This window comes from Paracoccaceae bacterium Fryx2 (assembly GCA_032334235.1).
In the GTDB taxonomy this organism is placed as follows: Bacteria; Pseudomonadota; Alphaproteobacteria; order Rhodobacterales; family Rhodobacteraceae; genus JAVSGI01.
On sequence record JAVSGI010000008.1, the window covers coordinates 1 to 14,817 of the forward strand.

Sequence of the window (14,817 nt, forward strand, 5' to 3'; positions counted from 1 at the left end):
TGACAAAGCAACAGATCATTCATGCCTTGAAAGGGTTCACAATGCGAAGCTGATCTTCGACAAGCAAGCCGTCATGCATGTCTTCCGAGTAGAGTGTTGTGCACCCTTCTCTGAGCGCCGCGGCAACAATCATTGCATCGTAAACAGAAAATCCATAGCGCTCGCCCAAAGCACGTCCGACGTCATGAGTCTCAACCGTCAGATCGCACACCGTGCATAACTTGCGAATGCCGCCAAGAAACAGCCCGGCTTCCTGCCATGACATCCCCGCTTTGCGGCGACAATTTACCAGCGCCTCATTGAGCACCTGAACGCTGATGGTACCCCGCTGGCCCAGAAGGCGTTCGGCAGTTTCTGCTTTTGGGCCATCATCGAGCAGATAGAGAATGACATTTGTGTCGAAAAAATCAGCGCTCATGCGCGGCATCTCTGCTTAGGCGCGCAGCCGCAGGCAGTCGCCCGCGGAACTGGCGCAGAGAAGATAAAACCTCTTCGGGGCGGGGGTGACGTGCAACCACAAGCCCAGCCTCATCGGGATGCAAATCTATGTCATCGCCTTCTTTTAACCCAAGCTTGCGTACAAGATCGGCAGGCAAACGAACGGCGAGCGAGTTTCCCCATTTTGCGACTTGCATTCCGGTCTCCCTGTCATGAGTTGGATATACATTTATTCGTGTATATCAAGCACACCAAAGAAACAAGTCTAACTGCTTACGCGACACGAGGATCAACCACGAATGTCTCACATCGAAAATTGGGAACGCCACCTCGCAGAAGCGATCGACGCAGCACGGGTACGTCCCTTCGTCTGGAGCCTCCATGACTGCGTAACCTTCGCTTTTGAGACCCGCATGACCCTGGTCGGCGGTGAGGATGTGGCGGCCCTCTGGCGCGGACGCTACAGCACTGCGCTTGGCGGTGCGCGCGTCATGCGTCGTCTTGGCTGGGGCTCGCTGGAAGACATGGGGCTCGCACTGCTCGGTGCGCCGCGCGAGACGCCGCTGCTGGCCCAGCGAGGCGACATTGTGCTGGCCGACACAGGCCTTGGTTTTGGAATTTGCGTCGGCGCTACGGCGGCCGGCATGGCACCCGAAGGGCTCATGACCGTGCCGCTTACTTCCTGCCGACTTGCCTGGACCATCTGAAACCACCAACCTGATATTGGACAACCCCCATGCCCTTCATCGTCTCAGCCGTCGTCGCCGTTGCGGGGGCGATCAGCGGGGTATTGGCAGCAGGCGGCATTGGCGCGGCCCTGATCCGGATCGGCGGCACGCTTCTGTTGTCTTATGCAGCACAGGCTTTGATGCCAAAGCCGCAGACGACGCTGCAAAACCGCACGGTGACCATCCGCGAACCCGTGGTGCCGCGCGATTTGGTGTACGGCCGCACCCGCAAGGGCGGGGTTATCGTGTTTCTGAACTCCTCGGGGTCAGACAACGCAGTCCTTGATTTGGTAATAGTGCTGGCCACGCACCGGGTGAACTCCATCGGCGCTGTTTATTTTGAAGGCGAGGTCGCGCTGAACGCAGCCGGTGCTGCGCAAGGTCGCTGGGCGGGCAAAGTAAGCATTGAGAAGAAGCTGGGCGGTGCCACCCAGACTGCCTTCACCGCGCTGAAAGCAGCATTGCCTGCGGATTTCGCGGAGAATGGGCGCTGATTTCGCGCGATCGTGGGCACGCGTTTCGCGCCATTCTGGGCAGTCATTTCACGGGATCGTGGGCAGGCTGGCCGACGCTTTCATGGAGTCAGGCTTGAACGATTTGGTCAAGCTTTTTTGTGACGGCGGAGCGCCTGCGCAGGCTTTCACCTGAGAGGGTGAGGCGGTGTGCGTTGTGAACGAGGCGGTCGAGGATGGCATCTGCGAGCGTTGGGTCGCCGATGGCTTCGTGCCACTGGTCAACGGGGAGTTGGCTTGTGACGATGGTGGAAGCGCGGCCGTGGCGGTCTTCGAGGATTTCCAGCAGGTCACGGCGCTCCGGGGCGGTGAGGACGGCGAGGCCCCAATCGTCAATGATCAGCACATCCATGCGGGCGATGGTTTTGAGGATGCGTTCATGGCGGCCATCGCCACGGGCCAGAGCAAGGGCCTCGAACATGCGCGGCGCACGTTGATAGAGGACGGGCCGCCCATCCCGGCACGCCTTGTGGCCAAGGGCGCAGGCGATCCAGCTTTTGCCCAAACCGGTCGGCCCGGTTATCAGCAGGTTCTCGTGCCGGGCGATCCAGCCGCCATCGGCAAGATGCGCCATGACACTGCGGTCAAGACCACGTGGGCTGCGCAGGTCCAGATCCTCGACGCTGGCATCTTGGCGCAGAGCCGCAAACTTGAGCCGGGAGGCCAGTTTCTTGGTGTCGCGCTCTGCAGCCTCGCGGTCGACCAGCAGGCCGAGACGCTCTTCGAACGAGAGGGCGTCGAAGGCGGTTGACCTGCGTTGTTCTTCGAGCGCCGATGCAATGCCGGTCAGGCCGAGCGCCAACAGTCGGTCGTGGGTGGGATGGGTCAGCATTTTAGTCCTTTCTCAATGGTAATAGCTGCCGCCACGAATGTTGGCGTGCTGGAGGGGGGCGACCTCTTCGGAGCCTTCCAGGAAGGCGCGATCGAGGCCGGTCTTGAGGATCGAACGAATGGAGGTGACGGTGCGGGCCCGGATGGTCACACCCCGCTGGCAGGCCGCATCAACGCGCTCCGGCCCATAGGTTTTGACCAAGGCCAGCACACCCAGGCAGGTGCGGAACCCCTGTTCAGGATGGGGGCGGTCAGCCATCACCATCTCGCAAAAGGCGGCGACGGCGGGGCCGGTCTTGGTTGCCTGCGCCAGCATTCTGGCCGGGGTCCATTCGGCAAAGCGACGATGGGCCGATGGCATATGGTCGGCCACGGTGACATGGCTGCGCCGCCCCGGGGTGCGCACGTGGCTCGCAACCCTCTGACCACGATGGAATATCTCGACCGTCTGGCCGCTTGTGCGAACATCGACCTCTTGTTTGATCAGCGCGAAGGGCACGGAATACCATGAGCTGTCGACCTCAACGTGATAGTCGGGTGCCACGCGGGCGCGCTTCCAGCGGGCGAAGACATAAGGTTCGGGCGGTAGGGGCTGAAGATTGGGCCGATCCAAAGTGGCAAACAGATCGGCGCGGCTGGCGCCATAGCCGCGCATCACGCGCATGTTCAACTCGTCCAGCAGCCGCCGGATCGCCACGTTCAACTCGGCCAATGAGAAGAACCGGTGGTTCCGCAGCCGCGCCAGAATCCAGCGTTGTGCCACTTGGACAGCCACTTCCACCTTCGCCTTGTCCCGGGGTTTGCGCGGCCGGGCGGGCAGAACGGCGGTGCCATAATGCGCCGCCATCTCGGCATAGGTCCGGTTCAGCCCCGGATCAAACCGGTCTGCCTTGATCACGGCGGACTTCAGATTGTCCGGAACCACCGCCTTTGGCACGCCGCCCAGAAAGGCGAACATCCGGATATGCGCGAGGATCCAATCTTCCAACCCCTCCGATGCCACCGCCTCGGCATAGGTGTGATTCGATGCCCCCATTGCCGCCACGAACAGCTTCATGGCCCGCGCTTCGCCGGTCGTGGGGTCGATCACGTCGATGGTGTCGCCGGCAAAGTCAACGAACACCTTCTCGCCGCCCACATGTGTCTGGCGCATCGTCGGGCGCACCCGACCCTTCCAAGCCTCGTAATGCGTGCAAAACCAAGTATAGGCAAAACCCCCGGGGTGCGCGGCACGGTATTCTTCCCAGAGCAGCATCCGCGTCACCCCAGGGCGGCGCAACTCGCGGTCAATCTCCGCCCAGTCGGGCACAAGCCGCTCCGCGTCCGGCACCGTGGGCGGGGCTGGAAACAAAAGAAGTTCAAGGCTGTCGTCATCGATCCCCTCCGGCAAGGGCCACGTGAGCCCGGCATGACGCGCCCGTTGGGTGTAGCTTCCGACGCTCCCCTTGCTCAGACCGAGGGAAGCGGCAATGGACCGCTCGCTCAGGCCTTGCCCAAGCTTCAATCGCAAAACATCTCGTATCCGGCGCATGTTCAATCGTCCTGTCGGCATCAAGCCACCCCTTCATTCCTGAAGGCGCAACTATCCTCAATTTGCCGACCAGACCTGCCCGCGATCCCGCGAAATCAGTGCCCAGCTTCACGCGAAATGACTGCCCATGATCCCGTGAAATCGATGCCCACCATCAAGCGAAACACGCAGCATTGCCCGACAAATGGACCGAGAACAACCGCTTGCGGGGCTGCGCTGCCATCCATCTGCGGCTGACGTATGACCAAGACGCCTACCCGGGCGGCATTCCAAACATCACGGTGGGTCTGGAGGGCAAGAATGACATCTGGGATCCGCGCACCCAAGCGTCCGTTTATTCCTAAAACCCCGCTCTTTGCTTGGCCGATTATATGGCAAACACCACCTGGGGCATCGGGGCGCGGGTTGGGCAGCCGGACGGCATTGATGAGATGGCCCTCATTGAGGCGGCCAATATCTGCGACGAGCCGGTGGCACTCGCAGGGGGTGGGACGGAGCTGCGCTATGCCTGCAACGGGGTCATCACGCTTTCTGAGGTTCCCAAAACCATCATCGAGGGGTTGCTGACATCCTTTGCCGGGCGTTGCGCTTTCTCGGGCGGGTCTTGGCGCATTCATGCAGGAGCGTGGCGCGCACCGTCCGTGGCGCTGACTGCAGATCATGTTCGCGAGGCTGGTCTGACCTTGGCCACGCGCGTGACGATGTCATCAAACTTCAACGGGGTGCGCGGACAGTTCGTTTCCCCAGAGAACGATTGGCAGCCCGATGACTTTCCGGCCTATGCCAGCGCGGCATATCTGGCGGAGGACGGCGGCGAGCAGAAATGGCGCGACATCTCGCTGCCCTTCACAATCTCGGCTGCAATGGCGCAGCGGCTGGCCAAGATCGAGCTGGAACGCGCGCGGCGCCAAATGACGGTGCGACTGTCGGGCAAGCTGTCCGCTTGGGCGGCCACAGTCGGTGATGTGGTGACACTGTCCTACGCCCGTTGGGGCTTTGCTGCCAAACCGTTTGAGGTGCAGGGCGTCAGCCTTGATCTTGCGGCCTCGGGTAATGCGGCACTGCTGCTGCCAGAACTGGTTCTGCGCGAAACCTCGCCGCTGGTGTACGACTGGTCTGCAAGCGAGGCACAGATATATGCGGCCGCCCCGCGCACGGCGTTGCCGAATGCTTTTGATATTCCAGCGCCGGGGCCGCCCACGGTTACAGAGGATCTGAGAACGGCAGTGCAAAAGTGAGCCACGGAAGTGGCGTGATAATCTCGCTGCGGGCAACGTAAAATGTTGCCACTTTGGCCCTTACTGGTTTCAGGGAGGGTGGGAGATTTTAGTTGTGGATTTATATTTGAAGGTCCGCCTCGCGCGTCGGGGCGGTATGAGCGAACGGATGGCAGCGGGCCATTTCGGGATATCGCGTGCAAGCGTGAAGAAGATGATGATATTTTCGGTACCGCCCGGTTATCAGCGAACGGCGCGGATCAAACGGCCGAAGTTGGACGGCTTCACCGGCTTCATTGATCAATGGCTGCAGGACGATCTCAGCCGGAACCGGAAGCAGCGCCACACCGCCAAGCGCGTTTTTGAACGGTTGCGCGACGAACATGGATTTCGGGGCGGCTATTCGACGGTCAAGAACTATGTCCGGGAACATATGCGCCGCAGTCGGGAGATGTTTGTGCCGCTGGCGCATTCCCCCGGCCACGCCCAAGCTGATTTTGGCGAAGCAATGGTTGTGATCGGCGGTGTTGAGCAGAAGGCGTATTTCTTCGCACTTGATCTCCCCCACAGTGACGCCTGCTTTGTGCGTGCATATCCTGCGGCGGTGTCTGAAGCTTGGGTTGACGGTCACGTCCATGCTTTTGCGTTCTTCGGTAGGGTTCCGCAGTCGGTTGTTTATGACAATGACCGATGCCTTGTTGCGAAGATCCTGCCGGACGGTTCGCGCAAGCGGACCAAGCTGTTTAGCGGGTTCCTGTCGCATTACTTCATTCAGGATCGGTATGGTCGTCCCGGAAAAGGCAACGATAAAGGCGCCGTTGAGGGGCTGGTCGGGTATGCCCGCCGCAACTTCATGGTGCCCATCCCACATTTTGCGACTTGGGAAGCCTTCAACCTTTGGCTTGAAGAGCAATGCCGCAAGCGTCAGGCGGATGTCTTGCGCGGTCACAGCGAGAGCATTGGGCAACGTCTGGCCCGTGACCTTGATGCCATGATGGATCTGCCAGCGTGCCCGTTTGACGCCTGCGATCAGGCCACCGGCCAGGTGAACTCGCAATCCTTAGTGCGCTACAAAACCAACGATTACTCGGTTCCTGTCGCTTACGGGCACCGTGATGTCTGGGTGCGCGGCTATGTCAATCAGGTTGTCATTGGCTGTGCTGGCAATGTGATCGCCCGCCACCCCAGATGCTGGGACCGGGAGGATATGGTCTTTGACCCAGTTCACTACTTGCCTCTTCTAGAGCACAAGATTGGTGCTCTAGATCAGGCGGCCCCTTTGGCTAAATGGGATCTGCCAGAGGAATTTGCGACCCTGCGCCGCCTGATGGAGGCGCGGATGATCAAGGCTGGCCGGCGTGAGTATGTGCAGGTCTTGCGGCTCTTGGAAACGTTCGAGATGACAGATCTGCAGGTCGCCGTTAAGAATGCGCTGCGTCTCGGCGCGATTGGCTTTGATGCTGTCAAACACCTCGTGTTGTGCCAGATCGAGAAGCGGCCGCCCAAATTGGATCTGGATGTCTATCCTTATCTGCCAAAGGCTAATGTGGGCACGACGTCAGCGGCCAGCTACATGTCCCTGATGCAGCGGGGCAAGGCTGCATGACACAAGCCCCTCAAATCTTACTGGATCACCGGCTCAAATCACTACGGCTGCCAACGGTGCTTCGAGAATATGGCAAACTGGCCCGCCAGTGCGCCACAGAGGGGCAGGATCATGTCCAGTTCCTCGCCCGCTTGGTTGAATTGGAAATGATCGACCGTGAGCGGCGGATGATCGAACGGCGCATCAAGGCTGCCAAGTTCCCGGCCGTCAAAAGCCTAGACAGCTTCGACTTCAAGGCGATCCCGGCCTTGAACAAGATGCAGGTCTTGGAGTTGGCGCGTTGCGAATGGATTGACCGGCGCGAGAATGTCATCGCACTCGGCCCTTCAGGCACCGGCAAAACCCACATTGCTCTCGGCCTCGGGTTGTCGGCATGCCAGAAAGGCCTGTCTGTCGGTTTTGTCACCGCCGCAGCGCTTGTTCATGAACTGATGGAGGCCAGAGACGAACGCAGGCTCCTGCGGCTTCAAAAACAGATGGTTGGTTACAAGCTGCTGATCATTGACGAGCTGGGCTTTGTTCCGCTGAGCAAAACAGGGGCCGAGCTTCTGTTTGAGTTGATCTCCCAACGCTACGAGCGCGGCTCCACGCTGATCACAAGCAACCTGCCATTCGACGAATGGACCGAAACCTTTGGGTCAGAACGCCTGACCGGCGCACTACTCGACCGACTGACCCACCACGTCAACATCCTGGAGATGAATGGCGAAAGCTACCGCCTTGGACAAAGTAAGGCGCGTCAGGCAACGCCCAAAACCTGAATCACAATCAGCACAGATTGGCCCTGACGGGCCAAAGCATCCGGGCAACCGCCAGCTATATGACAAGCGCAGCCGCCCGGATGCTGGCGCTCGTCTATACGCTGATTATCCCAACCCCAAAGTGGCAACATTTTGCGCTGCCCTTTGGCTCACTTTTACTCTGCCGTTGACACCCGCTGTGGTAGGCGCCTGTTGCTTCATAAACAACGCGTATCACAGCCGTCTGTGCGCAGAACTTGGCAAGTGCCCTAAATCCTGCGGGGCAATTGCTAAACGACATAATCTTCCCGTCGCTCAGCCGGTGAATGTCTAAAGTTGCTTTGGAAATGTCTATACCAATGGTATCATCCGTCATCTTCGTCATATCCTATGCTTGTCCTAGAGGGCTTTGCGCCGCTCTGTATCCGTTCAGGCCTTTGGCGAAGGTGGTGGTTGATCTTACTCTCGAACGGTCCTCAAAGACCAAGCGTCTTACGATCCAACCACCACCACCACAGATCAGCATTCTAGAATGCTGATCTGTGGCTCTTGTTTCGCACAAAAGCTGGGATCTTCATAAGACAAGCATCCACGCAGGCAAGGTGCCGATCACCAGGACCGGCGACTGGAGCGACGTCACCGTTGTGGATGCCGACGGCAACCGCATCCCCTGGACCGAGGTCTCGCACATCAACGATGACGAAATGCGCGACCTGATGCGAGATGTTGTTAACCGCCTCTACACGTTTCTGATGAGCGACAACCATCTTGGCCGGTGCCGACAACCACCTTGGCCGGTGGGGCTGGACGGAAGACGGGCATGCCCGTCTGGAGGGCAGCCCCACCGGCCTGATTGATTTTGGGAATAGGTGCAGGTCGCTGCGGGTTGGTAAACTGGGGTCTTCTGCCTTCAAACGGAGGACCTGGATTGGCCTACAAACCCATCACCGACCAGCAATTGAGAGTATACATGACCGACCTCCAAAATCACAGTCAGCGCACCGCGGCTGCCCGCGCCGGGTTCAGCGAACGGACCGCCAGACGCTTCGATGCCGACCCGACACCGCCTTCGCATCGTAAGATCATTCATGGGCGCACGGTGGCCGATCCCCTTGAAGACTATTGGGAGACCGATCTTCTTCCTCTGCTTGAGAAGGACAGCGCGTTGCAGTCCGTCACCCTGTTGCGCCACCTTCAAAGCGCGCATCCAATGGCGTTCCCCGATGATCGTATTCGGCGCACCCTGGAGCGGCGGGTGCGCCAGTGGCGGGCGCTGAGCGGCCCCGAGCGCGACATCATCTTCCGCCAGACGCCGGAGCCGGGATATATGGGCCAATCCGACTTCACCCATGCTGACGAGCTGGGCGTGACGATCGCAGGGCAGCCGTTCCCGCACCTGCTTTATCACTTCGTCATGGTCTACAGCCGCTGGGAACATGTCGGCGTGGTTCTTGGCGGCGAAAGCTTCACGGCCTTGGCCGAGAACCTGCAGCAGGCCCTTTGGTCGCTTGGCGGCGTGCCGCAAAACCACCGCACCGACAGCCTCTCAGCCGCTTTCCGTAATCTGACTGTCGATCAACGCGAAGATATGACGCAGCGCTATGATGCCTTCGTCAGTCATTACGGCATGGATGCCAGCCGCAACAACCGTGGTGAGGCCCACGAGAACGGGGCGGTGGAATCCCAGAACCGGCACCTCAAGTCCGCAATCAATCAGGCGTTGATCCTGCGCGGCAGCCGCGACTTCGCATGCGTCAAAGACTACCGGCGCTTTGTCGACATGCTGGTTGCCAGGCGCAACAAGCAACGGGTGGCTGCCGTTCAGGCAGAAAGGACGCATTTGAAGCCCTTGCCGCAACGGCGGACGACAGACTTCACTGAGATTGTGGCGCCGGTCACCCGGACGGGTGGGTTCCTGATCAAGAGCATCTTCTACAGCGCCCCATCGCAGTTGATCGGGCAACGTTTGCGGGTTCACCTCTACGATGACCGCATTGAGGCGTTTCTGGGCGGCACCCTCGTCGTGACCCATCCCCGGGCCCGTGGACGCAACGATGGCCATCGCGTCCACGTCATCAACTACCACCATGTCATCCACGCCCTGAAGCGCAAACCGCAAGCCCTGTGGAGTTCGATCTACCGCGACAGCCTGTTCCCCCGGACTGAATACGCCGAGGCATGGAAGGTATTGCAGCGGGACCTGCCAAGGCGGGACGCCTGCCGCCGGATGGTCGATCTGCTGTTCATTGCACATGTTCAAGCCTGTGAGGCGGAACTGGCGCATCTGCTGGCAGCAGACCTCGACGCAGGTCGGGTGCCGGAGCCCAAGGCCCTGGTGTTGCTGCTGGCTCCAAAGGCCACAGCATTGCCAAGGGACGTTGCTGTCGCTCACCCCTCGCTGGACAGCTTCGATGCTCTCTTGGGGGCAAGCGCATGACCGCCCGCGAGATCGACATCCACACGCTGCCCAGCATGCTGACCGCGCTGCGGCTGCCCAGCTTCCACAAACTCTGGGCCGAGATTGCCACCCGCGCCGACACCGAAGGCTGGCCAGCCGCCCGTTTCCTTGCCGTTCTGGCGGAATATGAACTGGCCGAGCGGGACATGCGCCGCATCAGGCGGCATCTGAACGAGGCACAACTACCGGCAGGCAAAACACTGGCAACCTTCGACTTCAAGGCCCTGCCAACCTTGCCGCGCCCCCGCATCGAGGCCCTGGCGGCAGGCGATTGGCTGGACGGCGGCGGCAACCTGATCGCAATCGGCAACTCAGGCACCGGCAAGACCCACATCCTGTGCGCTATTGGTCATGCCTTGATCGAAGCAGGACATCGCGTCTTCTACACCCGGACCAGCGATCTCGTGCAGAGGCTTCAGGCCGCGCGACGCGACCTCGTTCTCGAGGCGGCCTTGGCCAAACTCGACAAGTTCGACCTGATCATCCTCGACGACATCACCTATGCCCACAAGGATCAGGCTGAAACCGGCGTCCTCTTCGAACTGATCGCTCGGCGCTATGAATATCGCAGCATCGCCATCGCGGCCAACCAACCGTTCAGCGGCTGGGATCAGATCTTCCCCGACAAAGCCATGACTGTCGCCGCCATCGACCGCCTCGTCCATCACGCCAGCATTCTTGAGATGAACGCCGAAAGCTTCCGTCAGCGCGCCGCCGCCTCAAACAAAAGGGCACAGGCCGAAGCCCCAGCGACAACCATCACCGACAACCAAAACGAAGGAGAAACCTAACCAGAAACATTGAACGACACGCCAACCTCAGCGGCCTGAAACCCGGCCAAGATGGTTGTCGCGCGCTGACAAGGTGGTTGACGTTCTACAGTTTCACCTCTGCGCCGATGAGCCGGGGCTGCAGGCCGAGATCGAACGGTGGATGGCCGTCGCCAGCAAATGGGACGCGCCGGAAATCGATCCTCGGATGATCGGTGGCATGGTCGAGCAGCGCTGAAACACTCAGGCTCGGGCTTTAACCTCGCGGGTAATCCAAAGGATCTCTACTTCGGGTCTGTGTCTATGGTCGGTCATAGTGCCGGATCTATGCTGATATCGTCAGCTCAGAAAGACGGCCCTCGGCGTGGGCTTGCCACCAAACTGACCTTGGGAATCTTATGTCAGGTGGGGAGCACTGGTATAACGGCGAGCATCTGCACAGCGCCATCCGCTTCGTCCCACCCAACAGCCTGCTCCGGTTAGCGGGGCTGAACTGGCCCGTACCGAACTTCTCTACCCTGTGCCGCAGGCAAAAGACCTTGGCAGTTCAGATCCCCTATCCTACGCTGGGACACGTGTCGTGTGCTTCGATAACAAAGAGGGAGATGCACGCAAGCAATCCGTTGCAGAGGGTCGGCTCGCGTTCATGGATTCATGGACGCTCCGTTGTTTGACGCCACATCGCCCGTAGCGCCGCACCAAAATCCGCAGCATAACGATCTGCGTCCCAGCCCGGGCGGGTCAGTAGCCGGGCGCGCAGCCCGCGTTTAAGGTTAAGAAGCGCTGGCCTATCCTGGCCAAGCTCCACCGCTTTGGCGACATAGGCGGTGTCATCCTTGGCGACCCAATCGGGCAGACCCGCCGCGGTCATGAAGCTTGCGCCCATGCGGGAGACGAACTGACCGCCCTCCATAGTCAGGACTGGCACCCCCATCCAGAGCGCCTGGAGCGTGGTAGTGCCGCCGCAATAGGGGAAGGGATCGAGGGCGATGTCGATCTCACCATAGGCCTGCATCATCACGTCAAGCGCGACAGGGCCACGGAAGGTCAGGCGCTCTGGCGCGATGCCCTCCTCGCTGAAGAGGCGGCGGAACCGGGCGACGGCAGCCGCATCCTTGAAGCTTGGCGCGCGCAGGAGGAGCTGGGAGTCAGGCCCGGCTTTGAGCACATCAGCCCAGAGGCGGATCGTGCGCGGGGTCAGTTTTGGAGTGTTGTTGAAGGAGCCAAAGGTCAGTGGGCGGCCACGTGTCAGCCCCACGAAATCCGGCAGGGGATAGTCCACCTCTGGCGCGAAGCAGAACACCGTGTTTGGAAGGCGCATCACGTGTTCGCTGCACAGATGATCAGCTTCGGGGGGCGTCACCAGCGGATCACCGATCAGCCAGTCGATGTTCGGCACGCCGGTGGAGCCGGGATAGCCGAGGAAACTGGCTTGGAGGGGCGCCATGCGCCGGGCAAAGGCGCGCATGGTGCCGCCTGCGGTATGGCCTGCCAGATCAATCAGAATGTCGATCCGGTCTGCCTCGACCGCCGCGGCAAGCTGGGCTGTGGTCACGTCGCGCCAGGCACCTACGCGGCTACGGGCAAGCCTGGTCTGATCGTCCACCGTGGAGCCGGTGTTGTAGATAGTCAGTGGCTGGCCCGCGTGGTCCCATCGCGCCAGAAGCGGTTGGAGGAAGATGTTTACCGGGTGCTGATGGTGCAGATCGCCACTGACCATGCCGATTCGAAGCGGGCGGTTCGGGTCTGGATCGGCCCGAAAGCTCTCCTGCGACCGCGCCTCATTTCCCCATTCCGCGAACAGGGCGCGGTGACGGTGGGCCACCTCTTGCGGGGTGGCGCTATCGGCGTAGAGCAGGCTCATCGCGGCGTTCGGCGCGAAACTGTCCTGTCCGTTCGCCACCAGGCCTTCATACAGGGCGAGAGCCGTATCCGCGTCCCCAAGCCGGTTGGCGATCGAGGCGCGCAGAGCCGCGCTGGCAGCATGAGGTACGGCACCCGAGGCTTCGGCCCGTCCAAGCGAGACCAGAGCGTCCTCCAGCAGCCAGGACTTCACCTGTATATCGGCCAGATCGAGATGGGCCTGGGCGTTATCAGGGAACAGCTTGGTCCAGCGCTCGAGGATCGCAACCGCCTCGGCCCAGAAATTGAACCGGTAGGCGAGCTGCGCCAGCTCTCGCAGAAGCGCGGGATTGTCTGAACCGGACAGCCGCTCCATCTGCGCCTGCGCCTTTATGGTCATTCCCAGCCGCAGAAAAACTTCAGCAAGATCAAGGTCGATCACAGCGGTGATGTCACTAGACCCCGCCAGAAGCCGCGCCTGACGCAAGGCGTCCAGAGCGCCGGGCAGATCCGCACGGTCCAGCCGAAACCGGGCCATGTCACGGCACAGACCCGCCATCGCCGGGGCGGGCTCTGCTCCTGCCCCGGCGCGGTCGAGCGCATGCTGGAATGCGACGGCGGCCCGTTCCGCGGCATCCTGACCCGCCTGCTCCTCCCAGAGCCGGGCCAGCGCCAGCGCGGGTCTTGCGTCCCCACGACGCACCTCCATCGCCCTAGCGTAGCTGGCGGCGGCCTCATTTGGCTCTCCAAGCCCCCGCAGCACATTGCCGCTTTCAAGTAGCGCGTCGAAACTTGTGGGATCGGTGGCCAAGGCTGCATCATAGGCGGCCCTAGCCGCAGCCTCATCACCAAGGCGGCGCAGGGCGCGCGCCTTCAGCACATGCGCGATGGCCAGATCGGGGGCGAGCCGCGCCGCCTTCGCCGCCGCTTCCCGGGCCTCATCAAAACGGCCCTCCCGGAACGCCGCGTTCGCGGTGTTGAACGCGGCGGCGGCTTCCGGTGTGATGGGAGTAGGGGCGCCGGACATCTCAGTTCATCGGATTGGTCGACTGGGGAAGCGCCTCTGGCTTGATCGTGAACCGGATTTCCTCATTGCGGAACCCGAGTGCCATCGGGCGGATCACATCTGGCAGCAAAGTGACATCATAGATCTCCGCGACGATCCCGCCGATCTCCAACCGGTGCTCGATATCTCCAGTGCGCAGGTTTACCACGCAAATCGCACATTGGGCGCCCACACCCTCAGCCTCCAACCGCTCATTGAGTTTGAGCCCTTCGAAGGTGCGGTTCTCGCGCGGGCGCGACAGGCCAATCACCGCGTGGTCGCCGATAAAGGCGAGACCCCGCGCGAACCCCGGCAGGAAGCACAGGGGCTCAAACTGGCCGGTATCCAGATCGATGCGGCCAAACTCCCCGGTTCCCGCCTGCAACATCCACAGAGTGCCTCGATAAAATCGCGGGGAATGGGGCATCGAGAGACCTTCGGCCACGACCTCACCTGTTGGGACCTCCAGCACGACACCGCCGTCGTGGCGCTTCTCGCGCCAACCCTCGAACACATTGGTCCGTGACAGGCAGGTGACATAGGCAGGCTGCCCATCCTTCATCGCAAGCCCGTTCAGGTGGCACCGGTCTTCAGCGGCCAGCCGGTCGATGAAGGGCGGGCGCCAAAGTTCGCGGAAGCTGCCGCGCTCGGCCAGGGTAGCCAGACAGTTGAAGCGGGTCGCTACGAAGATCGGCTGGCCATCCGCATCCTCGTGGATATCATGAATGTCGAGATCGCCAGTGGTGTGGCCGGTAACCGGGACATAGAGCGCATCATAACCGTCGCGGGTTTCCTCCTTGTCCAGGAAGTCTTCGAACCGCCAAAGCTGGTGGATCGAACTCATCCAGAAGCGACCCTGGCCGACCCCGAGGCCCATCGGCCGCTCGAAGGTGCGCTCGAACACGGACAACCGCCCGTCCGGCTGTAGCCCCAGCAAGAAAAGCTTGCCCGCCTGATAGGTTGTCAAGGCGAGGCTGACCTTGGCCTTCTTCAGCCAGGAGGTGAACAGACGGGAGCCGTGGAAGGCGAGTGAGGGTTGTTTCTGGTCAGTCATGGTACATCTTTCGAAAAACGGTTTGTTCTGGAATGCCGGGCCCAG

15 protein-coding genes and 1 pseudogene are annotated in these 14,817 nt (G+C 61.0%); 10 read left to right on the top strand and 6 right to left on the bottom strand.

Features of this window, described 5'->3' with window-relative positions; all coding sequences use genetic code 11:
- Positions 1–19 precede the first annotated feature (19 nt).
- Together RNZ50_25995 and RNZ50_26000 are read right to left on the bottom strand one after the other, a co-directional pair.
- Positions 20–418, bottom strand: coding sequence for a PIN domain-containing protein (locus RNZ50_25995; protein MDT8858416.1), 399 nt, complete (start codon positions 416–418; stop codon positions 20–22).
- A complete protein-coding gene (locus RNZ50_26000; protein MDT8858417.1) occupies positions 408–635 on the bottom strand; it encodes an AbrB/MazE/SpoVT family DNA-binding domain-containing protein in 228 nt (75 codons plus the stop codon). Before RNZ50_26000 ends, RNZ50_25995 begins: the two co-directional genes overlap by 11 nt.
- A gap of 102 nt (positions 636–737) precedes the next feature.
- Here RNZ50_26000 and RNZ50_26005 point away from each other — a divergent pair, with 102 nt between their 5' ends.
- Positions 738–1,145, top strand: coding sequence for a hypothetical protein (locus RNZ50_26005; GenBank protein ID MDT8858418.1), 408 nt, complete (start codon positions 738–740; stop codon positions 1,143–1,145).
- Between the two features lie 29 nt (positions 1,146–1,174).
- Positions 1,175–1,660 carry a hypothetical protein gene (locus RNZ50_26010; protein MDT8858419.1) on the top strand — a complete coding sequence of 162 codons (486 nt, stop codon included), beginning with the start codon at positions 1,175–1,177 and terminating at the stop codon, positions 1,658–1,660.
- 88 nt (positions 1,661–1,748) lie between these two features.
- On the opposite strand, the gene istB (RNZ50_26015) is transcribed toward RNZ50_26010, so the two are convergent.
- A complete protein-coding gene (gene istB, locus RNZ50_26015; GenBank protein ID MDT8858420.1) occupies positions 1,749–2,510 on the bottom strand; it encodes an IS21-like element helper ATPase IstB in 762 nt (253 codons plus the stop codon).
- Positions 2,511–2,522: 12 nt separating this feature from the next.
- Entirely contained in the window at positions 2,523–4,061 is a 1,539-nt protein-coding gene (istA, locus tag RNZ50_26020) for an IS21 family transposase (protein MDT8858421.1), read from the bottom strand.
- 350 nt (positions 4,062–4,411) lie between these two features.
- Between istA (RNZ50_26020) and RNZ50_26025 the strand changes: the two genes are divergently transcribed.
- The 8 genes and pseudogenes from RNZ50_26025 to RNZ50_26060 all read left to right on the top strand — a co-directional run bounded on the left by RNZ50_26025 (position 4,412) and on the right by RNZ50_26060 (position 11,391).
- A complete protein-coding gene (locus RNZ50_26025; GenBank protein ID MDT8858422.1) occupies positions 4,412–5,278 on the top strand; it encodes a phage tail protein in 867 nt (288 codons plus the stop codon).
- A 136-nt stretch (positions 5,279–5,414) separates the two neighbouring features.
- Positions 5,415–6,863, top strand: a complete 1,449-nt coding sequence (istA, locus tag RNZ50_26030) for an IS21 family transposase (GenBank protein ID MDT8858423.1) — start codon at positions 5,415–5,417, stop codon at positions 6,861–6,863.
- On the top strand, positions 6,860–7,624 hold the full coding sequence (istB, locus tag RNZ50_26035; protein ID MDT8858424.1) for an IS21-like element helper ATPase IstB: 765 nt from the start codon (positions 6,860–6,862) through the stop codon (positions 7,622–7,624). Before istA (RNZ50_26030) ends, istB (RNZ50_26035) begins: the two co-directional genes overlap by 4 nt.
- A gap of 521 nt (positions 7,625–8,145) precedes the next feature.
- Entirely contained in the window at positions 8,146–8,460 is a 315-nt protein-coding gene (locus tag RNZ50_26040) for a hypothetical protein (GenBank protein MDT8858425.1), read from the top strand.
- A gap of 71 nt (positions 8,461–8,531) precedes the next feature.
- On the top strand, positions 8,532–10,040 hold the full coding sequence (istA, locus tag RNZ50_26045) for an IS21 family transposase (GenBank protein MDT8858426.1): 1,509 nt from the start codon (positions 8,532–8,534) through the stop codon (positions 10,038–10,040).
- On the top strand, positions 10,037–10,852 hold the full coding sequence (gene istB / locus RNZ50_26050; protein ID MDT8858427.1) for an IS21-like element helper ATPase IstB: 816 nt from the start codon (positions 10,037–10,039) through the stop codon (positions 10,850–10,852). Before istA (RNZ50_26045) ends, istB (RNZ50_26050) begins: the two co-directional genes overlap by 4 nt.
- Positions 10,853–10,907: 55 nt before the next feature.
- On the top strand, positions 10,908–11,069 hold the full coding sequence (locus RNZ50_26055) for a hypothetical protein (GenBank protein MDT8858428.1): 162 nt from the start codon (positions 10,908–10,910) through the stop codon (positions 11,067–11,069).
- Between the two features lie 229 nt (positions 11,070–11,298).
- A pseudogene (locus RNZ50_26060) lies at positions 11,299–11,391 on the top strand (transposase).
- A gap of 92 nt (positions 11,392–11,483) precedes the next feature.
- On the opposite strand, the gene RNZ50_26065 reads toward RNZ50_26060, so the two are convergent.
- The gene (locus tag RNZ50_26065) at positions 11,484–13,700 is read right to left on the bottom strand and encodes a tetratricopeptide repeat protein (protein ID MDT8858429.1); all 2,217 of its coding nucleotides are present in this window, start codon (positions 13,698–13,700) and stop codon (positions 11,484–11,486) included.
- 1 nt (position 13,701) lies between these two features.
- Positions 13,702–14,772 carry a TIGR03032 family protein gene (locus RNZ50_26070; protein ID MDT8858430.1) on the bottom strand — a complete coding sequence of 357 codons (1,071 nt, stop codon included), beginning with the start codon at positions 14,770–14,772 and terminating at the stop codon, positions 13,702–13,704.
- Positions 14,773–14,817 lie beyond the last annotated feature (45 nt).